The organism is Nannocystis punicea, assembly GCF_026965555.1.
GTDB lineage: Bacteria > Myxococcota_A > Polyangia > Nannocystales > Nannocystaceae > Nannocystis > Nannocystis punicea.
Window position 1 is genome coordinate 5,088,227 of sequence record NZ_CP114040.1, and the last position, 25,201, is coordinate 5,113,427.

The 25,201-nt window shown below is 71.4% G+C and carries 18 protein-coding genes; 13 read left to right on the forward strand and 5 right to left on the reverse strand.

Features of this window, described 5'->3' with window-relative positions; translation table 11 throughout:
* The first annotated feature begins 26 nt into the window (after nt 1–26).
* From O0S08_RS19695 to O0S08_RS19705, 3 genes are all read left to right on the forward strand, one after another.
* Nucleotides 27–1,589 carry a penicillin-binding transpeptidase domain-containing protein gene (locus O0S08_RS19695; protein ID WP_269040737.1) on the forward strand — a complete coding sequence of 521 codons (1,563 nt, stop codon included), beginning with the start codon at nt 27–29 and terminating at the stop codon, nt 1,587–1,589.
* Nucleotides 1,590–1,746: 157 nt separating this feature from the next.
* On the forward strand, nt 1,747–2,868 hold the full coding sequence (locus O0S08_RS19700; protein ID WP_269040738.1) for a tetratricopeptide repeat protein: 1,122 nt from the start codon (nt 1,747–1,749) through the stop codon (nt 2,866–2,868).
* Nucleotides 2,869–2,919: 51 nt separating this feature from the next.
* Nucleotides 2,920–4,356, forward strand: coding sequence for an AMP-binding protein (locus tag O0S08_RS19705; RefSeq protein ID WP_269040739.1), 1,437 nt, complete (start codon nt 2,920–2,922; stop codon nt 4,354–4,356).
* A 183-nt stretch (nt 4,357–4,539) separates the two neighbouring features.
* On the opposite strand, the gene O0S08_RS19710 is transcribed toward O0S08_RS19705, so the two are convergent.
* Entirely contained in the window at nt 4,540–5,169 is a 630-nt protein-coding gene (locus O0S08_RS19710) for a glutathione peroxidase (protein WP_269040740.1), read from the reverse strand.
* Nucleotides 5,170–5,209: 40 nt separating this feature from the next.
* Here O0S08_RS19710 and O0S08_RS19715 point away from each other — a divergent pair, with 40 nt between their 5' ends.
* On the forward strand, nt 5,210–5,815 hold the full coding sequence (locus O0S08_RS19715; RefSeq protein ID WP_269040741.1) for an HD domain-containing protein: 606 nt from the start codon (nt 5,210–5,212) through the stop codon (nt 5,813–5,815).
* Between the two features lie 388 nt (nt 5,816–6,203).
* On the opposite strand, the gene O0S08_RS19720 is transcribed toward O0S08_RS19715, so the two are convergent.
* Nucleotides 6,204–7,028, reverse strand: a complete 825-nt coding sequence (locus tag O0S08_RS19720; protein WP_269040742.1) for a DUF4388 domain-containing protein — start codon at nt 7,026–7,028, stop codon at nt 6,204–6,206.
* 306 nt (nt 7,029–7,334) lie between these two features.
* On the opposite strand from O0S08_RS19720, the gene O0S08_RS19725 reads away from it, so the two are divergent.
* Entirely contained in the window at nt 7,335–9,074 is a 1,740-nt protein-coding gene (locus O0S08_RS19725) for a hypothetical protein (RefSeq protein ID WP_269040743.1), read from the forward strand.
* 455 nt (nt 9,075–9,529) lie between these two features.
* Here the strand turns inward: O0S08_RS19725 and O0S08_RS19730 are convergent, their stop codons facing one another.
* Nucleotides 9,530–9,952, reverse strand: coding sequence for a response regulator (locus O0S08_RS19730; protein ID WP_269040744.1), 423 nt, complete (start codon nt 9,950–9,952; stop codon nt 9,530–9,532).
* A gap of 7 nt (nt 9,953–9,959) precedes the next feature.
* Complete coding sequence (locus O0S08_RS19735; RefSeq protein WP_269040745.1) at nt 9,960–11,273, reverse strand: DUF4388 domain-containing protein; 1,314 nt, start codon at nt 11,271–11,273, stop codon at nt 9,960–9,962.
* A gap of 62 nt (nt 11,274–11,335) precedes the next feature.
* Here O0S08_RS19735 and O0S08_RS19740 point away from each other — a divergent pair, with 62 nt between their 5' ends.
* The 7 genes from O0S08_RS19740 to O0S08_RS19770 all read left to right on the forward strand — a co-directional run bounded on the left by O0S08_RS19740 (nt 11,336) and on the right by O0S08_RS19770 (nt 23,582).
* Entirely contained in the window at nt 11,336–14,173 is a 2,838-nt protein-coding gene (locus tag O0S08_RS19740; RefSeq protein ID WP_269040746.1) for a protein kinase domain-containing protein, read from the forward strand.
* Between the two features lie 183 nt (nt 14,174–14,356).
* Nucleotides 14,357–15,277, forward strand: coding sequence for a hypothetical protein (locus O0S08_RS19745; RefSeq protein WP_269040747.1), 921 nt, complete (start codon nt 14,357–14,359; stop codon nt 15,275–15,277).
* A gap of 30 nt (nt 15,278–15,307) precedes the next feature.
* Entirely contained in the window at nt 15,308–16,591 is a 1,284-nt protein-coding gene (locus tag O0S08_RS19750) for a hypothetical protein (protein ID WP_503827483.1), read from the forward strand.
* A 167-nt stretch (nt 16,592–16,758) separates the two neighbouring features.
* On the forward strand, nt 16,759–18,543 hold the full coding sequence (locus O0S08_RS19755) for a right-handed parallel beta-helix repeat-containing protein (protein ID WP_269040749.1): 1,785 nt from the start codon (nt 16,759–16,761) through the stop codon (nt 18,541–18,543).
* Nucleotides 18,544–18,645: 102 nt separating this feature from the next.
* Complete coding sequence (locus O0S08_RS19760; protein WP_269040750.1) at nt 18,646–20,202, forward strand: hypothetical protein; 1,557 nt, start codon at nt 18,646–18,648, stop codon at nt 20,200–20,202.
* Nucleotides 20,203–20,381: 179 nt separating this feature from the next.
* A complete protein-coding gene (locus tag O0S08_RS19765) occupies nt 20,382–21,947 on the forward strand; it encodes a hypothetical protein (protein ID WP_269040751.1) in 1,566 nt (521 codons plus the stop codon).
* Nucleotides 21,948–22,082: 135 nt separating this feature from the next.
* Nucleotides 22,083–23,582, forward strand: coding sequence for a hypothetical protein (locus O0S08_RS19770; protein ID WP_269040752.1), 1,500 nt, complete (start codon nt 22,083–22,085; stop codon nt 23,580–23,582).
* A gap of 121 nt (nt 23,583–23,703) precedes the next feature.
* Here the strand turns inward: O0S08_RS19770 and O0S08_RS19775 are convergent, their stop codons facing one another.
* A complete protein-coding gene (locus O0S08_RS19775) occupies nt 23,704–24,207 on the reverse strand; it encodes a hypothetical protein (protein ID WP_269040753.1) in 504 nt (167 codons plus the stop codon).
* A 539-nt stretch (nt 24,208–24,746) separates the two neighbouring features.
* Here O0S08_RS19775 and O0S08_RS19780 point away from each other — a divergent pair.
* Nucleotides 24,747–24,929: a DNA gyrase inhibitor YacG gene (locus tag O0S08_RS19780; RefSeq protein WP_269040754.1), complete on the forward strand. Its 183-nt coding sequence runs from the start codon at nt 24,747–24,749 to the stop codon at nt 24,927–24,929.
* Nucleotides 24,930–25,201 lie beyond the last annotated feature (272 nt).

A 25,201-nucleotide genomic window follows, 5' to 3' on the forward strand; every position in this document is an offset into this window, starting at 1 on the left:
CAGGGGCGCTGCTATGACCCTCCGACATGTCGGCCCCCAACACCCGACTCAGCGGACTCGGCGCGCTCTTCTTCGTCGGAACTCTCGGCGCCATCGCGTTCTACGTGCAGCGCCAGGAGGTCCCGGAGACGCACGACGTGGTTCGCACCGCGGCGACGGGTACGCAGGCGGCGCCGGAGGAAGCGCCGGTCGCCGCGCTGCCGTGGCAGGACCGACTCGACCTCGCGGCCGCGACGCCGGCCCCGCTCGGGCCCGACGCGCCGACGCCGGCCAAGGCGGCGAAGACCGCGGACCCCGACTTCCCGTCGCTCGCCACGGATCTGGCCCGCACGCGCCTGGTCCAGGAGCTGAGCGACGGCCACCGGATCCTCTACACGCTCGACCCGGTGCTGCAGGACGCGGCGCTGCAGATCTTCCGCAACCGCGAGGTGCCGTACGCGGCCGCGGTGGTGCTCGACGTGCGTGACAACGCGGTGCTCGCGCTGGCCGGCCACTCGAGCATGGACCCCGAGGTCGACCCGCTCGAGATCGTGACGACGGCGTGGGCGCCGGCGGCGTCGACCTTCAAGCTGGTCACCGCGGCCTCGCTGCTGGCGAACAAGCACGTCAACAACAAGACGCGGGTGTGCTTCAGCGGCGGCCTCCACGGCATCACCGACGACCTGCTGCTCGACGACCCGCGCCGCGACGAGCGCTGCGACGACCTCGGCGGCGCAGTCGCCCACAGTCACAACGTCGTGATCGCCAAGCTGGCGCTCAAGCACCTCAGCGCCGACTCGCTGCAGGCGACGGTGCGCTCGTTCAAGTTCGACAGCGACATCCCGTTCGAATTCCCGGTCGAGCGCTCGCCGGCGCTGATCCCGGCCGACGCGAAGGAGCGGGCCAAGGTCGCGGCCGGGTTCTGGCACGTCGACATGAGCCCGCTGCACGGCGCGCTGCTCGCCAGCGTGTTCGCCCGCGACGGCGTGTACCAGGCGCCGCACGTGATCTCGCAGGTGCTCGGGCCCGACGGCACCGACCGCACCCCGTCGCTGCCGAAGACCGAGCGCGTGCTGTCGAAGGACGTGGCCGAGGCGGTCGGCGCGATGATGGTGCGCACGACCACCGAGGGCACCGCCCGCGCCAGCTTCGTCGACCGCCAGGGCAACTCGTACATCGCCGACGTGCAGGTCGCCGGCAAGACCGGGAGCCTCACCGGCAAGCGCGCCCCGGGCCTCAACTACAACTGGTTCGTCGGCTACGCGCCGGCCGACCGCCCGGAGATCGCGTTCGCGGTGCTCCTCGCCAACGAGCCGAAGTGGCAGATCAAGGCCCACTACGCGGCCCGCCGGTTGGTCCAGATCTACTTCCAGCGGCGCGACTCGATCGCCGATCACCGCGTCGCCAAGCTGACGAAGAAGGGCGTCGAGCTGCCGGTCGAGGGCAAGAAGCCGGCGCCCGCCGCCAGCCCGAGCAAGCCCGCGCCGCCCGAGGCCGTGGCCGCGCGCAAGGCCCCGGCCGCGCGCCCCGACCCCGACGCGCTGCCGCCCGTGCCCGGTCCTGTGGCAAGGCCGCAGGCCGCGGGCGGCAAGGCGCCGAGCGGCGTCTGAGCGCGCGACCGCGTGCACGCTTGCGCCCGGGCCCGCCGCGCCCGAAGATGGCGCCGTGCGAGCCAGCGCCGCTGCCGTCTCCCGCGCGTCTCGTACGTGTCGTTCAGGCCATGTCCGATGGGCCCTGTCCCTCGGGCTAGGTCTATCGATCTGTCTCTTGGGACAGGCGGCTCCCGCGGCCCCGGCCCCCGCGGCGACCGAGGCGCGCGCGGCGTTCGAGGCCGGGGCCAGGGCGTTCGCGGCCGGCGACTACGAGCGGGCGCTGGCGGAGTTCGAGCGGGCGATGGCGCTGCGGCCGTCGCCGAAGATCCACTACAACATCGGCGTGTGCCGCCAGCAGCTGATGCTCGCGGCCCGCGACCGCGGCGACGGCGAGGCCGAGTCGCTGCACGCGGCCGCGGCGGTCGAGGCCTACAAGGCCTACCTCCGCGAGCTGCCGGACGCGGAGGATCGCGTCGAAGTGGAGGCGACGATCCGCGACCTCGGCGGGACGCCGCTCACGCAATTTCAGCTCAAAGCGATCCCGTTCCCGAAGGGCGACGCAACACCTGCCGATCGCGAAGATCCGGCGACGTCACCCGCACCTGCACCTGCGCCGCCGCCGGTGCCTGTCCCCGATCCGGAGCCCGTGACTCCGCCGCCGCCCCGGGCGGACGCGCGCGACTCGACGGCGCGAGCGCCCGGCGTAACGCCGTTGTTCCGCGGTCGCGTGGGTGCAACCTTCGGACTTAACGCGCAGCCGCAAGTCGGCACGTCGCGGCTCGACGGCGCGGTGCAGGGCTTCGCGATGGCGCGGCTCGGCGGCTTCGTCGGCGCGCGCCGTCGGGTCTACATCGGCGGCGCCGGGCTGCTCGCGGGCGCGGCGGTCACCTCGAGCGACAAGCTCGCCCTGCAGATGCAAGCGGTGCTGTTCGACCTCGAGTACGGACATCCGGTCGGTCGCGCGCGGCGAGTCGAGATCGTCACCGGCGGCTTCCTCGTCGGCGCGCGCGAGACTCTGCGGATCCGCGCGGATGCACAACGTCCGACCTGTGCCGCGCATTCCAGCGGTGCGCTCGTCAGTCAACGGGGCGGGGCGGGCGCGGGTGGACGCGTCGGTCTTCACGTGCTACTTGGAGCGCGCAAAAACCACGAGATCGGCGTGCGACTCTCCACCGCAATTCTCGGCTTCGGACAGGGCACGGCGGCCACCGGCTGCGAGCCACCGTTCTCTCAGCTCGATGTCCCGAGAGCCAGGTGGCTCGTCCTCGTCGATTCGGGTTACTCGTTCCGATTCTAGGTCGAACATGGTGTACACACCGCGACGGCGTGGCGCCTGGAGGCGGCACGCATGACCGCCTCCGACGCCGGACAGTTCTACCGCTGGCTCGAAGAGGCCGTGCCGCGAGCGGGCAGTCAACGCTCGCTCGACAGCCAGGACACGACGCTCAGCCGCCGCGGCCTCATCATCCGTGCCGACAAGCGGGCGCGCGAGCTGGCCGGCCTCAAGGTCGGGGCCGGCGACGTGGTCGCGCTCAGCATGGGCAACGTGGCCGAGTTCGTGATCCTGCTGCTCGCGGTCAGCAAGCTGGGGGCGATCGCGATGCCCGTCGATCCGGCCAACGGCGACCGCAGCTTGCTCGCGGCGGCGCGGCGGATCCCGATCCGCGCCGTGCTCCGGCGCCCGCGCGGGCTCGAGAACTCGCCGCTCGAGTACCCCGGGGGGTACACGCTGCACTCGCGGCGCAAGCTCAGCGGCTCGCTGCTCGAGGTCGACGTCCTCGATCCGCCGACCGACCTGCGCTCGGCTGTCCCCGGGGACACGGAGTTCATCCTCGAGGCGGTCAGCCCCAACGGGGCGGTCCACGACATCTTCCGCAGCGGCGCGCACCTGCGCTGGATCGGCGAGACCGCGGCCGCGCGGCTCGAGCTCGGCGCCGGCACCCACCTGGCCTGCTCGCAGGCGTTCACCAGCCCGCGCTTCTTCGACGCAGTGGTGCTCGGCTGGCTGGCCTCCGAGGCCCGCCTGGCGATGGCCGACAACCCGACGCTCGAGTCGGTGCTGCCGCCGCTCGGCACCTACGAGCGCCTGGTGGTGGTCGACCTCCTCTACTCGCTGCAACGGACCGCGCGCGCGCTCAAGGCCGCGGGGGCCGAGCGCGAGCTGCTGGCCGTCATCCCGCAGGCGACGATCGCCACCTCGCACGGCAAGCTGCTCAAGCAGGTGTTCGGCGCGCCGCCGGTGCAGCTGCTGTGCCTCGAGGAGATCGGGATCCTCGGCACCCGCGTCATGGCCCGCGGCGAGCGCTTCGAGCCGTCGCCCGGCGTCGAGCTGCGCCCCGGCAAGGCCAACGACGGCGGTCACGAGGTGCTGGCGCGCTCGCCTCACCCGGTGCGCACGCGCCCGTTGCTCGCGGCCGGCGAGCCCGGCGGGCCGGTCGCCGGCGAGACCGCGTGGATCCACACCGGCTACGCCGGCCACTTCGGCGCCGCCGGGTCGCTGGGCGAGGTACCTGGCCGAACGGACAGCCTGGTCAACCTCGAGGGCCGGCGCGCCAGCCTGCGCAGCATCGAGGCCGCCATGCGCAAGCACCGGCGGATCACCGAGGCCGAGGCCGAGGTCGAGTACGACGTCGACGGCAACCCCTTCGTCCACCTCCGCTACCGCGCGACCGGCTCGACCGCCCTCGAAGACCTCGAGGAGTTCATGGTCGCCGAGCTGCCGCCGTACCTGGTCCCGCGCCAGCACACCCGCCTCGACCCCCCGCCGCCCGACGCCGACGACTGAGGCTCATCGCCTCGCGCGCGCGCTATCGCCGGCGAGGTCGACCAGCGACCGGTCGGTCGCCTGCCCGATCGAGCGGTACGACGAACTCCTGCGGCGCTGGACCTCAGGAGCGCGAGTCGTCCATGTCCGATGGGACATGTCGCCTCGGCGAAGAAGCGCGACGTCTCGAGCAGAGAGGCGCGATCAGCCCGCAGCCGGCAGGGCCTTCTCGATGGCCGATGTGACCTCGGGCGCCAGCGGGTCGACCGGCGACTCGAAGCGAGCGACCACGTGGCCGTTCGGATCGATGAGGAACTTCGTGAAGTTCCACTTCACCTCGCCGCGGATCCCCTCGGGGGTCTCTTCGGTCAGCGTCTTGTAGATCGGCGCGATCTCGGGGCCCTTCGCGTGGACCTTGTTCATCATCGGGAAGTCGACCGCGAACTTGCTGGCGACGAAGTCCTTGATCTGGGCCGCGTCGCCCGGTTCTTGCCCGCCGAAGTCGTTCGACGGGAAGCCGAGGACCACCAGGCCGCGATCTTTGTAGCGGCCGTAGAGCTCCTGCAGCTTCGCGTACTGCGGCGTGAAGCCGCACTCCGACGCGGTGTTGACGACCAGGATCGCCTTGCCGCGGAGCTCGGTGAATTTTTGTTGGCCGCCGTCGAGCGTCTCGACCGTGTGCTCGATGACCGGGCCGTCGGCAGCGGCCGGGCTCGGCTTGGGCTCGGCGGGAGCGGCCTTGGCGGCCTCGGCCTGGGCGGGCTTCGCGGGGGTGGTGGAGGACGAGTCGCAGGCGACGGCGACGAGGGCGAGGAGCGCGAGCGAGCGGAGCATGGGAGGCAGCATAGCGGAGGTGTGCGCTAAAGTGATGGGCATGGCAGCCGATCGGCACACGCTCGCGCGGGCCCTCGAATTCGCGGCGGTCGCTCACGGCGACCAGACGCGCAAGGGCACCACGATCCCGTATGTCAGCCACCTCCTGCAGGTCAGCGGGCTCGTCTTGCAGTGGGGTGGCGACCTCGAGCAGGCCGCCGCGGCGCTGCTGCACGACGTCATCGAGGACACGCCGGTGAGGCTCGCCGAGGTCTTCGAGCAGTTCGGCCCCGAGGTCGGCGCCATCGTCGCCGACTGCACCGACACCGGCGCCGACGAGACGCCCGGCGCGAAGCGGCCGTGGGTGGTCCGCAAGCGGGCCTACGTCGCGCGGCTACAGACCATCGGCCCGCGCAGCGCGCTGGTCATCGCCTGCGACAAGCTGCACAACACCTCGACCTTGCTCGTCGACCTCGAGCTCCAAGGGCTCGGCACCCTCGCGCGCTTCAACGCGCCCGCGCCGAAGCAGCTGTGGTACTTCCGCTCGGTCGCCGTGGCCCTGCGCGGGCGCGTGCCCGACGGGCTGCAGGCCGAGCTCAGCGCCCACGCGGAGCGGTTCGCGGCGCTGACGGGGGCGGTCGAGTGGCGCGAAGACCAGGACGCCTGACGCGAGGGCGGCGGGAGGTCGTCGGGTCGACGCCGACTTCGCCGGGCGCGGAGCGGTTTGCGGCGCTGACGGGGGCGGTCGAGCGGCGCGAGCGCGGCGGGAGGTCGTCGGGTCGACGCTAACTTCGCCGGGCGCGAGCCGCTGCCGGGCGTGTACACGGGAGCTACGGGCGGTGCGTGGACAGGAACGAAGAGACATGGTGTTTCATGCATGTCCATGAGAGCATGCTCTTTAGAGCATGTTCGCAAGGCCAGGGCAGGAGAACGAGCTCCGGGCGGGCAGGCGATGCGCCGCGAGCCCGGGCGGCTCTGTCATGGACCCGATGGGCCAGCGATGCCGTCGCCCCCTGGCGGAGCCGGCGCCGGACAGCCGGGCGCGAGCCCGCGAGTCAGCGCTGGAACGCCAGCGCGGGCACGCCGCCGAGCTCCAGCTCGAGGAGTCCGAGCAGGCGCAGCGTGTAGAGCAGGGCCAGCAGCTCGTGCTCGTCGGCGTCGAAGTCGTCGAGCAGATCGGCGAGGGGGCGCGTGCCGTCGAGCCGCGCCAGCCAGGCGGACTCGCTCGGCTCGAGCATGAGCGACGCGGTGAGCTCGGCGCGCCCGTCGTCGGTGCGGTGCTCAAAGGCGAGGCGGGGCAGCTGGTGATGGTCGCCGATGGCGTCCCACAGGCGGCGCAGGGGGATCCGGTGGCGGGCCGCGCTCATGATGATCGCGGCGGTCGAGCGGTCGAGGACGATGCGGTCGGCGCACGACCCCGGCTCGAGCTGCCAGCTGCCCTCGCTCCACGAGAACATCGACTCGATCATGCGCAGGATCTGCTCGCCGAGCGCCTCGTTGAGCTCGCGCTCGCGGATGAGGCCGTTCTCGAGCAAGACCTCGCCGATCCGCTTGCCGCTCGAGCTCGCAAGCAGGTCCTGGGCCTGGTCGTACTGCGAGCGGGTGAGCAGGCCGCGGGCCAGGAGGCGGTCGGTGAGGCGATCGCCGGCCTCGTTGCTGCGGGCGAACACCGGCATGCCGGCCGACAACCACAAGGTCTTCTCGAGCGCGCCCTTGCGCAGGCGCAGGCATCCGCTTCGGCCTTCGCTGTGGAACTGCCACAGCAGCTCGGGCAACGGGAAGTCGCGCAGGCGGCCGCTCTCGGGGGGGCCTTCGAGGCCCGAATCGAGCGCTCGTGCGGGGGAAGCAGACTCTGCGCGGCTCGGATCGTGCGTATCCATGTCTCGGCTTCGTCCGTCTGCGCCGGCGGCGCGTGCTACCAAGATAGATTACCTCGCGAGGTCGGGTGGCGGCAGCAGCGACGGGCCTCGCGGCGCAGGTGGGTGTACAGCGGTGTGCGGGCGCGCACGTGAGTCAGTGCGGGGTTAGCGAAGTCGGCGTCGGGGGGCGCGGCGACGATAGCCTGTCTGAAAGAACAGGTTCCATGCGCTATGTCCGAAGGGACAACCGGGGCGCCGGCGCGCCGGACCGCTCGCGGGTGCAGGCGGCTTGCTGGGCCGCGCGCGACCGGGTTAAAACCGCCGGCCATGAGGCTCGCTCCCGTCGCCGCGCTCGCGCTGTCCGTCGCCGCTTGCACCAAGCCGGAGGCCGAGCCGGTCAAGGAAGCCAGGCCCGAGACTGCGCCTGCGGACGGCGGCGGGCCGCTCAGCGCGGCCGGCGGCGCTGGTCCCGGAGTCACGCGCGTGACCGAGTGCCCGCGGACGCTCGGCGGGGCGGAGTCGCAGATCGATCGGGTGATCTCGAAGGACTGCGGGCCGGTCACGGTGGTCGAGGACTACCGCGTCGACAGCGGCTCGCTCACGCTCGAGGCCGGGGCGACGCTGCAGTTCAAGGACGGCGCGGCGCTGATCGTCGGCGGGTCCGACACCGCGAAGCTCGTGATCGCCGGCACGCCCGAGGAGCCGGTCACGCTGACGTCGGCCAGCGACAAGGCCGCGGGCGCGTGGCGGGGAGTGGAGCTGTGGGACAAGGCCGCTCGCTCGCAGATCAAGGGGGCGGTGATCGAGTTCGCCGGTACGGAGGAGCGCGCGCTGCTGGTCGCCGCGGCCGAGGTCGCGTTCGAGGGCTCGACGATCCGCGAGGCCCGCGGGCCGGCGATCCGCCTCGAGGGCGCGGGCAGCCTGGCCGCGTTCACCGGCAATACGCTGCGCAAGCTCGGCAGCAAGGCTGCGATCGTGGCGCCGCCCGCGGCGGTGGTCGGGATCGCCGGCGGCAATCGCTACGACGGCGAGGCGGTGATCCAGGTCCTCGGCGGCGACCTCGGCCAGGCGACGACCTGGCCCAACCCGGGCGTGCCGCTGCGGCTCAACGAGGAGGTGCGGGTCGACGCGGTCGGCCCCGAGCGAGCGGTCCTCAACCTGTCCCCGGGGACAGAGCTGCGGTTCGGGCCCGACGGCCGGCTGTCGATCGGCGGCAGCGCCCACGGCGGGCTGGTGGCCCGCGGCACCGCCGACGCGCCGATCACGTTCACCGCCGGCGATCGCCGCCAGGCGGGAGGGTGGGGCGGCCTGCGGATCTGGGCCCGCGGCGAGGCCGAGCTCGAGCACGCGGCCTTCGAGTTCGGCGGCGGCGGCGAGGAGGGCAGCGCGGCGCTGGCGGTCGAGGACGGGGCGCTGTCGCTGCGCGAGGCGACGTTCCGCAGCAACAAGGCCGGCGTGGTGGTCCGCGGCAACGCGACGCTGCGAGCGTTCGCCGACAACCGCTTCGCCGCCACGGCGCGGGCGGTCGAGCTGCCGGCGAACCTGGTCGGTACGCTGGGGGAGGGCAACGCGTTCGACAGCGACGGGCGCATCATCGTCACCCCGGGCGCGGTCACCACCAACGCGACGTGGGCGGCCCACGGCGCGCCGCTCGAGCTGACCGGCGAGGTCCAGGTCGGCGCCGAGCTGACCCTCGAGGCAGGTCTGCGCGTGCTCGCCGGGCCCGAGGCGCTGCTCAGCTTCGGCGGCGACGCGCCGGGGACCTTGCTCGCGCGCGGCACCGCCGACGCGCCGATCCGGTTCTCGGCGACCGCCGGGGTCTGGCGGGGCATCAAGCTGTACGGCAAGTCGCTCGCCAGCACGCTGCAGCACGTGCTGCTGTCGCAGACCGGCGCCGAGCCGGCCGTGTGGGTCGACGCGCCCGTCGAGCTCCGCCTCGACAATGTCACCTGCTCGCAGTGCAAGGCGGCGGTGGTCGGCTGGCAGTGCGGCGCCGTCGTGTCGCAGTCGGCCGTGCTGGCGACCGACGGCACGCCGGCGATCGACGCGCCGCCGCAAGGCTGCTAGCGGCGCGACCGGGGCTTCGAGCCGCGTCGCTCGTTCGTCATCACGCTGGCCTGGGCTCTCGGGCCCATGGCAGTCGAGCGCACGACGCTCCGGCGACTCATGACCGCGCGCGTCGCCGGCCTGCCGAAGCTCGGTGCGCCGGCTCGGTCGAGATGCCTTCAGGACATGTTCAATAGAGCATGTCTCATTGGTCATATAAAAGCGCGAGCCGGGAGCCGGCCTCGATCGAGGTGACCGTCAGGACATGTTTGATGGAGCATGTCTAAAAGACATGTCCAGGATCGCGCGCGACTCGGCGCGAGCATGTCTCATAGGTCATGTCTCGGCAGCGCGCGCCTGCGCAGCGTGTCCGAACGAGCATGTCTCATCGGCCATGTCGTTGCGCGCCGGCGTATCGCCGCGGCCGTGCGCGAGCTGCGGAGCGCGGGCTTTCGGCCGGGGGCGGCCGGCGCGGATCACAGGATGCCGAACTTCTCCGGCTGGACTTCGCGCAGGACGTCGCGGATCCGCGACTGGAGCAGGTCGTCCTCGTAGGGCTTCATCACGTAGCCGTGGGCGCCGTTGCGCAGGCCCCAGTAGCGGTCGCTCTCGCGGGCCATGGTGGTGACGAACACGAACGGGGGCACCTGGCCTGGAGGCAAGGTGGCGCGCAGGCGGCGGAGGATCGACAGGCCGCTCAGGCCCTCGAGCAGCACCTCGCTCAGCACCAGCGCCGGCTTGCGCTGCTCGATCAGCGCCAGCGCGACCTGGCCGTCGCTGGCCGCGTGGACCTCGAGCGAGAGCCCCAGCTCCTCCGCGGGCACGCGCAGGAGCTCCTGCACGCGGGCCCGCTCGCGCGGGTCGGGGTCGGCGACGACGACGTGGCGCGGCTCGCTCATGCTCGCCTCACACCGTCACCGGCATGACCCGCTTGCGCACCAGGTTGGCCTTGGCGTGGCGGTAGAGCACGCGGGCGACGGCGAAGGTGCCCGTGCGGGTCTTGCGCGCGATCTCTTTGACGCTGTTGCGACCGTTGACCAGCTCGAGCACCGCGAGCTCGTCGCGCGGCAGCGCCTCGCGGCTCAGCTTGGCGACCTGTTCGTCGATGCGCAGGTACACGTCGTCGACGTCGGGGATGTGCGGGCCCATGAGCGCCTGCTCGTCGAGCAGGCGCAGGCCGTCGAGCAGTGCGTCGGCGATGGTCAGCTCGGCGCGGCCCTGGGCGGCGGCGGCGGTGGCCATCGGGTCGAGCTCGACGGTCGGGGTGAACGTGAACGTGCCCTGCTTCCACGCCAGCAGGTGGGAGATCAGCGCGCGGGCCTGGTCGACGAGGATCTGCGCCAGCTCGGCGGGGCTGAGGAAGCCGCCTTCGACCAGGCGCGAGCCGAGCGGCCGCTGCTCCGGGTCCTTGCCGACGATGAACGCCTCCAGCTGCTCGTCGCGCATGAAACCGCCCTCGACGACGAAGCGGCCGAGCTTGAGGTCCTCCTCGGTGCCCTTGACCTCGGCCAGGCGGATCCGGCCGGCGTCGAGGTGCAGCTTGCCCCACGACGAGCCTTGCTCGACCTTCAGCACCCCGCGCACGCCGGAGTTGCCGAGCATCTCGAGCACCGCCTCGAGGCGGACCCCGCCGAGCGAGCCGCGGATCGCCGGTTTATCGGCCTGGACCGCGAATTCCTCGTCGGAGCGCAGCGCCTTGACGAAGTGATCGACGTCGGCGTCACTGAACTCCTGGCCAGGAAAGTGGTCGCCCAGCAGGTGCTTGAGCCGGGTCACGGCCGGGTCCTGCGGGGTCTGGGCCGGCGCCTTGGACGCCGGGACGTGGCCCTCGAGCGCCTCCTCGACGATCTTGATCAGCGCCGGGGTGCTGAACGGCCGCCGGAGGGCCGGCAGGTCCTCGGCGCCGGGGATCGGGTTGGGGTTCGAGCGGCTGACGAGCAGGATCCCCGGGAGCTGCGCACCGCCGGGGATCTGGACCAGCGCCCGCAGCACACCGGCCGAGGCGGCGGGGTCGGCGGCGGCGTCCAGCAGCAGGGCCATGATCGCCCGATCCCCCGCCGGACCGTGCCGCTTGCACAGTTCGACCGCGTCCTGCTGCGTGTGCGCGTTGAACACCTGGTAGCCGGCCAGCCGCAGGCCCGCCGTCGCCAGCTTCGCCGTGGTCGTATTCGGGTCGTAGTACAGAATCCCGGGCTGGGACGGGCCGGACGGGGCTGGCATGGATGCGGCAAAGGATACTCGGAAAGTTCCGAGTCGTGGTAGCGTTTGGCACACACATGGTCATGGGCGAGATTGAGCGACTGAACCCCCCCCGCCAGCTGGGCAACGTGACCCTGCTTGCTGCGCTGGGAGAGGGCGGGATGGCGACCGTTTATCTCGCGTCGCTCGGCCTCGGGGCGTCCGCCCGTCTCGTCGCCGTCAAGCTCCTGCGACCCGGGCTGCCCGACCACGACTACCGCACGCGCTTCCTCGACGAGGCCAAGCTGGTGCTGCGGCTGCACCACCCGAACATCGTCGAGGTGCGCGAGGCCGGGGAGTTCGAGCAGCAGCTCTTCATCGTCATGAGCCTGGTCGAGGGGCGCGATCTCGCCGACATCTGGGACCGCTGCGCGGCGGTCGGGAAGGCGTTTCCGGTCCCGATCGCGGTGCACATCATCCGCGAAATCCTGCGGGGTTTGCACTACGCGCACACGTTCCCGGGGCTCGGGCTCGTGCACCGCGACGTCTCGCCGTCGAACATCCTGATCGACTGGACCGGCAGCGTGCTGCTGGCGGACTTCGGCCTGGCGACGTCGACGCTCAAGGGCAGCCTCACCGTGCCCGGCGTGGTGTTCGGCAAGGTCGGGTACATGTCGCCCGAGCAGGCGCGCCACGAGACCCTCGACGGCCGCGCGGACGTCTACGCCTGCGGCGCGGTGCTGTGGGAGCTGCTGACCGGGCGGCCCCTGCGCGGAGGGGACGGCGTCGACACCGAGGACGTGTCGCACTTCACAGCGCCGCCGCCCTCGACGTACTCGAGCCGTGTCGACCCCGAGCTCGACGCGGTGGTCATGAAGGCGCTCGCCCGCGACCGCGAGGACCGTTACCTGTCGGCGCACGAGTTCATGGAGGCGCTGGGGGGTTGGCTGCAGCGCAACTACCCCGGCTTCACCGGCCAGGAAGCGGCGGCAGACTTCATGGGCATGCTGTTCGGCGACGCCGCCGCCCGTGAGGCCGAGAACCGCGAGTACCTGCTGATGGAGCTGGCCGGCACCACGCAGGCCGCGTCCAGCCGCGACGACAACAAAGACACGCTGGTCGACGAAGAGGAGTTCGAGCTGGCGCTCGACAACCTCGACGAGGGCGCCGACGTCAGCATGGGCGGCAAGAAAATCATCCCGCTGCCGCCCGACCGCGCCCAGCCGCCCGCCGCCGCCGTCGCCGCCGCGGCGGCCGCCAACCGCCGCCCGCGCGAGAAGAACAAGGACGACGACCCGGTCAACGACATCGAGTACATCCAGCCCGGCACGATCATCGCCGACCGCTACTGCGTCGTCAGTCGCATCGGCCGCGGCGGCATGGGCACGGTGTACCTCGGCGAGCACACGACCGTCGGTCGCCGCGTCGCCATCAAGGTCCTCACGCACCAGTGGAGCCGCAACGAGCTGGTCGCCAAGCGGTTCCGGGCCGAGGCGCGGGCCGCCAGCGCCGCCGGTCACCACAACATCATCGAGGTGTTCGACGCCGGCCAGCTGCCCGACGGCCGCCTCTACCTGGTGATGGAGTACCTCACCGGGCGCAATCTCTACGACGAGATCCAGGAGCTCGGCTCGCTGCCGGTCGGCCGCGCCGTCCGCATCATCCGCGACATCTCTCGCGCGATCCGGGCGGCCCACGACGTCGGCATCATCCACCGCGACCTCAAGCCCGACAACGTGATGTTCGTGCCCATGCCGGAGGGCGAGGGCGAGTACGTCAAGGTCCTCGACTTCGGCATCTCCGCCGGCGCCGAGCGGGTCGAGGGCGAGGCGCGGCTCACCATCCCCGGCCACGCCCTCGGCACGCCCGAGTACATGGCGCCCGAGCAGGCCAAGGGCAAGGACGCGACCGAGTTCTTCGACATCTACGCGCTCGGCGTGATGCTGTTCGAGTGCCTCGTCGGCGAGCCGCCGTTCGTGTCGAACAACATGGTCGAGATCATGGCGCGCAAGGCCACCGAGCGCGCGCCGTCGCTGGGCGACCGGCGGCCCGACCTGCCGCGCCAGCTGATCAAGCTCGTCGACGACTGCCTCGAGATCGACCCGGGGATGCGCCCGCAGTCGGCGCGCGAGTTCCTGACCCGCCTCGAGGAGGTCATCCGCCTCCTGCCGCCCGACGAGCACGACCTCGACGCCGACGACCCCGGCGCCTCGCTGGTGGTCGCGCCGGTGCGGCGCGAGAAGCTGATGTCGGCGCCTGGCCCTTCGGCCATGGTCAAAGAGCCAGACAAGGTCGCGGCCACGGTGCCGATGCCGACGCCGCCGCCGCCGACCGGCATGACCTACGAGCGCCAGCGCCAGCTCAGCATGGCCGCGATCGTGGTGTTCGCCGCGTCGCTGCTGTGGATCGCGCTGCGCTGGGGCCCGAGCAACGAGGAGGGCGCCGGCGACGAGGGCGGCGAGGTCGCGGTCAAGACCGAGCCGGTGAAGCCGCCGCCGGCCACCGACCCGTCGGTCAAGAAGAGCAACCCGCAGTGGGGCGCGGTGGTCGTCGATCCCAAGCTGCTCAACCCGCCCGAGACCAAAGAGAACGACACGAAGGGCGGCGACACCGAGGGCGAGACCAAGGACGAGAAGGTCGACAAGGACCCGGGCAAGAAGGGCGGCGACCCGCGGCCCGGCCGCGACCCGAACAGCGAGTTCTGCAAGCAGACGCTCGACAAGGTCAAGTCGGCCCGCGCCGGCGGCAGGCCGGCCGAGATGCTCCGCTACCTGAACGCAGAGCCAGGTTGTTGGAAGAGCAAGGCCGAGTCGGCCAAGCTCAAGACCTACGCGTACAAAGAGCTCGAGAAGTGGAGAGAGTGCGCCCGCGCGGGTCGCGGACAGACCGACACCGACGTGGTCAAGTGGGTCAAGTTCTGCGAGCGCCGCGAGGCCGGGTAGCGCGCAACTCCGTGCCTGCGTGATCGCGCCGGGATCAAGGCGCGAACGCGCGCCGGCCGGCGCCTCTGAGAAGTGGACGCGCGGGGAGGAGTGGGGCCATAATTGAGGCCTCCCTTGTCAGAATGGGCCAGGTGGTGTCACCTTAGCCCGCCGTCCCCGGCCCTTTGGGTCCCCCCCGCGCTCATGTACGCCTCGATCCTGGTCGCCCTCTCGCTCGTCCTCTCGCCTGCGCCTGGGGTCTGCCGTAGCGCGTCGTCGCAGCCGGCGGAAGCCGAACGCGTCTTGCTGCCGCCGGCCTCGCGCGGCGTGCCCAAGCCGCCTCCCGCGAAGCGCGAGCGCCTGGCCGCCTCGGCCTCCGTCGCCATCGACACCGCGGCCGCCGGCGAAGAGGGCCAGCTGATGAACCCGCGGATCCAGGCGCGGGTGGTCGACGCCATGAAGGCGTTCAACATCACCGAGGGCAAGGACTCCGGCCTGCCGCAGGTCGCGATCAAGGTCAGCGCGCTCGGTGGCGACGCGATCGGGTGGAGCTACACGATCGACGTGCGCCACGGCAGCGAGCAGGCCATCTCGGGCGGCAGCCTGCGCGGCGAGTGCGTCGACTGCATCGAGAAGGAGCTGGTCGAGAAGGTCGGCACCGACGCTCGCCTCGCGCTGCAGCAGCTGCGCGTCTACATCGACGAGTACAACGCCAAGGTCGACGCCGACAACAAGCAGGCCGAGGCCGCGGCGACGCCGACCGGCACCGAACCCGCCGCGACGCCGGGTGCTCCTGCGGCGGCGGTCGGCCCCGCAGCCGACGGCGCGCCGATGCACTCGCTGTGCAAGGCCGGCATCGGCCTCATGGCCGCCGGCATCGTCGGCGTGGGCGTGGGCGTCGGCCTCGCGGTGCTGCCCGATCGCCAGATCGATCCGAACATCGGCTACGAGCTTCGCAGCACCACGGTTCCGGGGTACGTGACGCTCGGAATCGGCGGCGCGGCCGCGCTCGCCGGCGTGGCGCTGTTCGTCGTCGGCCACCGCAAGTCCCGCGCGCCGCAGACCGCGGTCGTCCCCAGTTTCGGCGGGGGCGTGGTCGGGCTGCAGTGGTCCGGCCGCTTCTGATACCCTGCTGGGTCGAGGTTAGAGGTGTTTATGTCGCAGCTTGGTTTGCGTGGTCTCCGCCGGACAGCCGGGCGGTCGCACGCCGGCGTGTTCGGGTCGACGTCGGCGCAGGTCGTGCCCTCGCGGCAGTCGAGGTGCACCAGCCGCACTCGACCGTCCGCGACGCAGTACTGCTCGCCGCACAGCGGGTCGTTGGGGTCCGAGGCGGCTGGCTCGGGCAAGTGCGTCGAGTGCACGCCGGATCAGGCGCAGCAGTGCTCCGGCAACACGCCCGCGTGCGACCCGGAGACCCATACCTGCGTGCCCTGCACCGAGCACTCGCAGTGCCCGAACTCGGCCTGCGACATCTTCGAGGGCAGCTGCTTCCCGGAGGGCGAGGGGGCGGTCTTCTACGTCCAGGGCAGCAACGTCGACTGCCCGGCGAAGACGGGCCTGAGCGAGGACAGCCCGTTCTGCAAGCTGACGAACGTCCCGCTCCAAAATGTGTCGAAGGCGACGATCCGCCTGATGTCCGGCTCCCAACCCCCCGGCGGCCTGACGATCGGCGAGGGCAAGGCAGTGGCCATCGTCCGCCACAAGACCCTGGTGTCCGAGCTCAACGGCGGCGCCATCCTCGGCCCGATCCTGACGGTCAACGGGGGAGCCCGGCTGTACCTCTGGGACGTGAAGCTCCGCTCCGGTCAGCAATCCATCGTCAAGTGCACGTCCGGCAGGTTCTATGCGCATGAGGCGTGGTGGGACGGCAACAACCTCACTTCGCTGCTCGCGCTCGATGCGTTCGAATGCGACGTCTTCGTCCACCGCTCGCAAATCACGCGCCTCGGCGCTGCGATGCAGCTGACCGGGGGGAACCTCTGGATCGAGAACAGCTTCATCCTGGAGAGCGGCGGGAATAACTCGCTCGCGGCCTTCAACTTCAAGGGCGGCGCGAAGGGCACGATCACGTACTCCACCATCGCGCACAATCGTGTGGTCAACGGCGTGTCGACGTTCCAGTGCGAGGGGGTGCCCGAGCTCGTCGTCCGCAACTCCGCCGTCGTCGGCATCGCCGACGTCGTGGAGGCGGAATGCGAGCCGGGCGTGTCGTTCGTGAACGGCCGCATGGAAGAGGTCCCGGACAAGGCCGCGGCCGACGTCGTGATGACCAAGTGGTTCAACGCTCCGGTCGAGGACGTGTACACGCCGAAGAAAGGCGCCGACACGCTCGAGGGGACGGCGACGTGGCAGGAAGGCGATCCGCGGAAGGACTTCTTCAACATGACGGCGATCCCCACCGACGAGCCCAGCTTCGCCGGGGCCAGGCAGCCGCTCTAGAGGTGGGTGCGACGAGGCGCAGGGCTTTCCGGCCGGCGCTGCGGTCAGAGCCCTCGCAGGCGCCTGATTGTTCGTTCAGTTGTGTGACGTGGAGACGTGGTTCCGGCCGGCCGCTGTGAGGAGAGCGGTTGTCCGGCACCCGAGGGTGAGCGATAATCGAACTTGCCATGCGTTCACCCCGTGCCTGGTCTTATGTGACGTACCTCGCCTCCACCGTCGTCCTCGGCGCGTGCCCGACCACGCCGGTGGCGACGGATACCGACAGCGACCCGACCACGGGCTCACAGACTCAGACGCCCAGCAGCGACACGGACGAGTGCCCGGTCGGCGATCTGGGTTGTCCCTGCACGCAGGGCGGCGGCTGCAACCCTGGCCTCGATTGCTCGCCCGACCAGACCTGCGTCCCGTCCGAGCCGACCACCACGGTCGGCCCGGAGGCGACGACGACGACCAGCACCACGGATGAGCCCGGCACCACAGTGACCGGCGGCGACCCGTCGACGACGACCGGCGAGCCCACGTCCTGCGATCCTGCGGGGAACCAGCCGAACCAGGGCTGCCTGGAAATCGACCCGTCCCGGCCGTTCTGCTCCGAGTCGCAGGTGTGCGGCGACTGCACCGTCCTGCCGCCGGACGGCTGCGCGCTCGTCGATCCGGACAAGCCGCTCTGCAACCCCGACGACGGCCAGTGCGTCGCCTGCACGCTGGACGATCAGTCGCTGTGCACGGGCGCCACGCCCGCCTGCAACCCGGCCAACAACACCTGCGAGGGCTGCTTCGAGCACAGCCATTGCCCCGACAGCGCGTGCGACATCCTGAAGCGCGAGTGCTTCCCGCTCGACAAGGTGCTCTACATCCGCCACGGTCTCGAGTCCGGGGGCAACTGCACCAACAACGTGATCGAGGGCGGCTACAAGGACGCGCCGCACTGCAACGCCAACCTGGCCATCGAGCGCGCGCAGTCCCAGGGGCCGACCAGCGGCTGGACCTTCAAGTTCCTCGTGCCCATCGACGCGATGGGCTACCACGGCGACATCACGATCCCCTCGGTCGACGTCGACGAGCCGATCAGCTACGCGTTCATCCACGAAGGCTCATTCTCGCAGGAGGAGCTGAGCCAGCAGCAGCACACGCGGTTCCAGTCGAGCGACGCAGTGCTGACCGTCGGCGCCAACATCGTCGCCTACGTCAACAACTTCGCCCTCTACAGCGTGAGCAACCAGGACGACAACGCCGTCGGCGTCGGCTGCCTGCAGAACTCGACCGTCTACCTCGACGACAGCTTCATCCGCGACACCCGCGGCTCAGGCATCCGTTCGCTCGGCTGCGATGTGTACATGCGCCGCTCGAGCGTCTTCAAGAGCCGGACCGAGGGCATCGAGCTCAATTGTGCCGACCACGCGTGCGAGCTGCACATGAGCAACAGCTACGTCTCCGACAACCAGTACGTCCAGGGCGACGGCGGCGGCGGCATCGTGGCGGAGAACGCGACCCTCGACATCGTCTTCAGCGGGATCATCGGCAATAACGCCGAGTTCGACCCGAACGACATGGCCGCGCGCGGCGATTCGATCTTCTGCCCCAACGGCAACGTCGAGGGGACGATCCGCAACTCGGTCATCGGTCGCAAGCAGCTGGGCAACATGTACTCGATCAAGTGCCCCGGGATGTTGGACGTCCAGACTTCGTTGATCGACAGCGACGGCTTCAAGATGAACAACAAAAAAGCGGCTGGGGAGGACATTCTCGGGTACTTCCTGACCAACGGGGTTACCGGTGCGCGGCCGATCAATCCTGACCCCAAGGACGAAATGGACCCGGACAAGAAGCCGGGGGACCTTCGGTTCGCGGTCTGGAAGAAGGGTGATCCGGTGGTCGACTACGACGGGCAGCCGCGTGAGGCCAAGGACGACCAGATCGACTACGTGGGCGCGGACATCATGGGCAATTGAGGCCGCGTGCGTCGTCGTGCGCGGGTGCGCAAGCGCTTGCGCACGGGCGCGCGGACGGCTCGCGTTGCGGCCCGCGAAACGCTTGGAGATACTGCAGGGACCATGCGTATCTCCTTAATTTGTCGGGGCCTCGGGTTCGGCCTCGGCCTCGGCTTCCTCGCGGCCGCATGCACGCCCAGCGGCCCGCAGACCGAAACTTCGTCCGAGGGCGACAGCGAGTCTTGCCAGCCGGGCTCGCTCAACTGCGTGTGCGAGGCCAACGGCTGCGACCCGGGCCTCGTGTGCGCCTCGGGCTACTGCGTCGAGGACAGCAACGCGACCGACGACGTGACGCTCACCACCAGCTCGTCGATGCCGACCACGGCGACCGAGACCGAACCGGGCACCACGGACCCCACCGAGGGCTCGATGACCACCGAGACCCCGCAGTGCAGCGACGGCCCCGGCCTCTCGCAGCAGTGCCCCGAGACCGCGCCGTACTGCCTCGCCGAGGGCGTGTGCGCCGACTGTTCGGCCCTGACGAGCTGCGCCGACATCGACGCGGCCACCCCCGCGTGCGACGCCGCCTCGGGCCTGTGCGTCGAGTGCACCGCGAGCGACGCCTCGGCCTGCGGCGGCAACACGCCGGTGTGCGACCCCGACGCGAGCGCCTGCACCAGCTGCGTCGCCCACGAGCAGTGTCCGAGCGGCGCCTGCAACATCGCCACCGGCGCCTGCTTCGAGGACGCGCTGTGGGTCGATCGCCAGGCCGCCTGCGACGGCGACGGCAGCGAGGAGGCCCCGTTCTGCGAGATCCAGGACGCCATCGCCTCGCTCGCCACCGACACGCCGACGCTCGTGCGCGTGCGGCCGGCGCCGTCGCCCTACAAGACCAAGATCGACGTCGGCAGCAACTTGATCGTGGCGATCGTGGGCGAGGGCGGGGCGCCGGCGATCGACGTCGACCAGGACGCGCTGCTCGTCAACGACGACGCCCGCGTCTACCTCAAGGGCCTGCGCTTCGTCGGCAGCTCGATGGCGGCCGGCAACGGCCTGGTGTGCCTCAACGCCGAGGTGTGGACCGACTCGGTCGAGTTCTCGTCGCGCGAGTCGGTGGCGATCGACGCGATCGGCTGCACGCTGCAGATCCAGCGCTCGCGCGTCTACGCCAATCCGGGCGGCGGGATCAAGATCGACAAGGGCAAGACCCGGCTCGAGAACACCTTCGTCACCTCGAACGGCGGCAACTTCTCGCAGTACGCCGGCGTCCACGTCGTCAGCGGCGGCGAGCTCGAGATCGTCTACACGACCATCATCGGCAACAACAGCGACGCCAACGCCGACTCGATCCACTGCAGCGACCCCGGCCCGGTCAGCCTGCGCAACGTGGTGCTGTTCGGTCAGTCGCCCGCGACGTCGGTCAGCTGCGACGGCGCGACCGCCAGCGACAGCATCGTCGACAGCGACCTGCTCGCCGGGCGCAACGTGACGGTCGAGGCCGCGGCCCAGTCGGCGTGGTTCAAGGACGCCGCGAGCGGCGACTTCCACGTCAAGGCCGGGGCGCCGTTCGCAGAGCAGGGGCGCTGGCGCACCGGCGATCCCGCGGTCGACTACGACGGCGACCCGCGGCCCGACGTCGACCTCTCGCCCGACTGGGCCGGCGCCGATCGCCTGCCGTGAGCGACGCGTCGATCGTGCGAGCGTCGCCTCCACGTCGCACTTCGTTCCATGAGCCGCCGGTCCGCGAGCCTCGGCCGCGCTCGGCCGGCGGCGCGTGAGCGCGCACGCGCGCGTCTCCAAAAAATGTCCCGAGAGACAGGTTGCGACCGGGCCGGCGAACGGGAATACTCGAGCGAATGATGCGGCTCTCGCCAGCGCATTTCGCCTCGTGGCTCGGATTCGGCGTCCTCCTCGGCGTCGCGTGCACGAACCCCACCGCGACGACCACGGAGGGCAGCGGCACGACCACCGAGGACCCCGAGTGCCCGATCGGCAGCGTCGGCTGTGCGTGCACGCCGGGCGGCACCTGCGACGGCAACCTCGTGTGCGCCTCGAAGCTCTGCGTGCCCCTCGACGAGACCAGCACCGGCGTCACGGAGACCGTCACGGAGACCGGCCTGCCGACCACCGCGACCGACACCTCGGCCGGGGAGTGCGCCCCGGCGAACGGCCGGCCCAACGAGGCCTGCGGGTCCGAGGAGCCCTACTGCAGCACGCAAGGCGAGTGCGTCCCGTGCTCCGGGATCGCCAGCTGCGCGGCGGTCGATCCGGCCACGCCCGCCTGCGACGCCGTCGGCGGCCTCTGCGTCGCCTGCACCGAGAGCGACGCCTCCGGCTGCACCGGCGCCACGCCGGTCTGCGACCCCGTACAGCAGACCTGCCACGCCTGCACGCAGCACGACGAGTGCACCGGCAGCGCCTGCGACCTCGCCACCGGCGCGTGCTTCCCGGCCGGGGACGCGCTGTGGGTCGACGGCGCCGGCGCCTGCGAAGACGGCGGGAGCGGCAGCGAGGCCGAGCCGCTGTGCACGATCGGCGAGGCGCTGACGCGGGTCGAGGCCGGGGCGCCGCGGGCGATCCTGGTGCGCGCCGCCGTCTACGACGAGGCGCTTGCGGTGCCCGACTCGAGCGTCGTCGCCATCCTCCGCGCCGGCGCGGGCGACGTCGAGATCACCGGCACCGGCGAGGCGACGCTGGCGATCGGCGGCGGCGCGCGCGTCTACCTCGACGGCCTCGAGCTCCGCGGCAACGACGTCGGCAACGGCGTGGCTTGTGACGCCGGCGAGCTGTGGATCGATCGCTCGCTGATCCGCCAGCACCACATCAGCGGCGTCTCGGCGGTCGGCTGCGACGTCCGGGTGCGCGCGAGCACCCTGAACAAGAACCTCGGCGAGGGCCTGTTCGCGTCGGGCGGCTCCGTGCGGCTCGAGAACAGCTTCATCACCGAGAACGGTGACAAGGCCAACGCCGACAACCCGCGCGGCGGCCTCGCGCTGGCGGGCGGGGCCGCGGCCACTCTGGTCTACGTCACGCTGGTCGGCAACAACGCGTACACCGGCGGCGGGCTGTCGATCGAGTGCGAGCCCGACGCGGCCGAGGAGTCGGTCAGCCTGCGCAACTCGATCGCCTTCAACGCCGTCGGCTACAGCACCTTCAACTGCGAGGGCGTCGAGGTCGTGACGCACTCGGCGTACTCGGCCGCGACCGACGAGCCCGACGACGACAACGTCGGAGTGGCGACCGCCGAGGTGCCGATGCTCGTCAGCGCCGACATGGCGATCCCCGGCGTGTACCGGCCGCTGCCTGCCACCAAGCTCGACGCGGTGGCGATGTTCGAAGGGGGAGACCCTGACGTCGACTTCGAGGGCGACCCGCGGCCGACAGACGAATCGAGCTTCCCCGGTGCGGATCAGCCCCCGCCGTGAGCGCGAATGCTCGCGCCCTCGCCGCGGTCGCCGGGCCGGAGGCGAGTTTTTGCTGGTCCCGACATGGCTTTGTGGACAACTCGCGTGGCCCGGTGCATCCTGGCCGCGATCCCCTTTGTGCACTAGGAGTTACCGATGACCCGACAGTACTGGACCGTCGCAATCTTGGCCTGCGCGCCGCTGGTCGCCGGCTGTCCGCCGACCTACACCCCCGGGGAGACCGAAGGCGGGACCGAAACCGACACCGAGGCGACCACGTCGACCTCGACGGAACCGGAAGTGACGTCGTCGACGACGACCTCGGACATGCCGACCACCGGGCCGGAGCCGTCGACGACCACCACGAGCACGTCGACCACCGGGCCGACCACCGGCAACATGGGCTGCGCCGGCGACGGCGACTGCTCCGACCCTGCCAAGCCGTTCTGCGTCGAGCAGGCGTGCGTCGGCTGCGACGGCACTCCCGACCCGGATGCGACCTGCGCCGAGATCGACGCGGCCACGCCCGTGTGTGACATGGACGCGGGCGCCTGCGTCGTGTGCACGCCGGAGAGCAAGGCCCTCTGCACCGACTCCACGCCCGTGTGCGACGCGGCCACCAACGAGTGCGTCGGCTGCGTCGAGCACGCCGACTGCCCCGACAGCGCGTGCAACTCCGAGTCGGGGGCCTGCTTCGCGGTCGACTACGTCATCTACGTCGACAGCGCCGCCCAGTGCGACGTCGGCGACGGCACCATGGCGGCGCCGTTCTGCCAGATCACGCAGGCGCTCGACAAGGTGGCGATGAACGACCCGTCGCTCGGCTGGACCATCAAGGTCAAGACCGGCAACTACATCCAGCCCACGCTGGTCGTGCCCGAGTCGAGCAACGTGGCGATCGTCGGCGACGGCGGCGTCGCCAAGATCCGCGCGAACAACGGGCCGACGCTGCAGGTGAACCCGTCGTCGAAGCTCACGCTCGGCAAGATCAACTTCGCCAGCAACGCCGACGACACCGGCCTCACCTGCACGGGCTCGCAGATCATCGGCACCGACCTGACCTTCACCCTCAACCGTCAGGGCTACGTCGGCACCGACTGCACCGCGAACTTCAACCGCAGCGTGTTCTACAAGAACGTCTCGGGCGGCCTGTCGACGTTCGGCGCCGGGGCGACGGCGGTCGTCAACAGCTACGTCTCCAACAACGGCGCCAGCGCCGAGTCCAACTACGGCGGCCTGCTCACCGGCCAGGGCCACGAGCTCAGCCTGGTCTACTCGACGGTGGTCAACAACCTGTCCGAGGTCGGCGCCCGCTCGCTCCAGTGCATGCCCGACGCCGGCCCGACCACGGTCCGCAACTCGGTCATCATCGCCTTGATCGCGCCGTCGATCGACTGCGCCACCGTGACGTTCGAGAACTCCGCCATCGACGAGGGCCAGATGGACGGCGACACCAACATCCCCGCCGTCATGGCCGACGCCATGGCGTGGTTCGATCCGCAGGTCGGCGGCGTCTACAAGGCCAAGGCCGGCACGCCGCTCGCCGATCTCGCCGTGTGGAAGGACGGCGACCCCGCCACCGACTACAACGGCGACCCGCGCCCGACCACCAACGACGCGACCGACTACGCCGGCGCCGATCGCCCGGCTCGCTGAGCTGTCCCCGAGAGCAGGTCCTTCGGGACCTGTCCTGAAGCGCGAGAGGAGGCCTCCGGCCTCCTCTCGTCGTTGGTCGGGGGAGGAGCCCGTGGGGGCGAGCGCCGGACGCTCGAGCGCGTCAGAAGCGGGCGAGCAGGCCGACCCCGAGCGGGCTCCACGTCGGCGCCCAGGCAGCGCGCCTGGCCGCGCGGGTCGACGGCAACAGGCCCACGCCGGCGCCGAGGGCCAGCCCGAGCCCGGCCCCGAGCAGCGACGCGGCGACCGCCCGTCGATCGAACCACGGCCCGACGCGGGCCGCGTAGTCGTCCTCGAGGCCGCGAGGGTAGGCCGCGCTCTCGGCCGCCAGCCACACGGCGCCGAGGGTGAGGGTCGCGCCGCCGACGATCGCCTCGACCAGCCACACGCGGCGCGGCACGGGTATCGCCGCGGTGACGCCGGCGACGACGAGGCCGAGGCCGGCGCCGATGAGCCCCGCGCCTGCGGCTCCGTAGCGGGCATGCGCGACGATCGCCGACTCGCTGCACAGCGGCTGCGTCGGCCCGAGCGCGCAGCTGCCGACCTGGCGCTCGAAGCTGCGAGTGCGCAGCACCACCAGCGCCGAGCCGGTGGCGACGAGCGGCAAGGACAGCGCCAGGAGTGCGCCGCTGCGACGGGCGCGGGCTCTGGCCGGCAGCGGTGCGGAGGAGGTTCGAGCTGCGTACGCGCGGGCCGGCGCGACGCGTGTGGGGTCGCCGTCGGTGCTCGGGGACGTCGCGGGCGGGGCAGCGACGGGCCGTGGCCACGACCCGGCCGCTACGGCGCGAGGTTGGTCGTGTTCCCGTCGAGTGGACGTCGCAGCAGCCGGTGAGCCGGCGAGCGACAGGCCGAGCAGGACCGTCTCGAAGGCCATGCTCGCGGCAATATGGGCGACGGCGCGGACAGGGACGAAGGGCCCGGCCTCGAGCGCGCCGGACAGGCGGGACGCGCTTCGGTTTGGGCGTCGAGCAGGGCAGGGCGGTGCGAGCGCCCAAACAAGCCGGAGCCGTCCTCCGCGAAGCCGGCTGCGGCGCCACGGTCCACGCGGGCGTCGCCGGCGAGCGGCGAGGAGCGCGCGGACGGCCGTGCGCGCGCGCGGCCCGGCGCTGCTGGCGTCGGCGCGGTCGCGTGCTAGCGTCGGCAGAGATGAAGATCTGCTGCCCGATCTGTCACAAAGAGCAGGAGGTACCCGACGACTTCGCGTACCGGCCGTTCTGCTCGCAGCGCTGCAAGACGATCGACCTCGGCAACTGGCTCGGCGAGGCGTACCGGATCTCCCGGCCGATCACGGCCGACGACGAGGAGCCGGGCGTCCGCGGCGCCAACTGACGGCCTGCGCCGGGGTCTCTGGTCGTCGCGTCGTTGTTGGTCGGGCGCGCCGGAAGCCGGCCAGGTCGCAAACCGGCGGCCGAGCGCCGGAATCCGGCCAGGTCGCAAACCGGCGGCCGAGCGCTCGTGCCACACGCCTCGCCGCCTGGTCGAGGGGTGCCGACTTCCGAGGAGCCACGAGAGCTCGCGGTGAAGTGCTCGCCGACTGCCGCTGCGAGCCGCAGGCGCTCGAGGCGAAGCGCTCGAGCTCGCCGGCTGCGGCTCACGGTTCA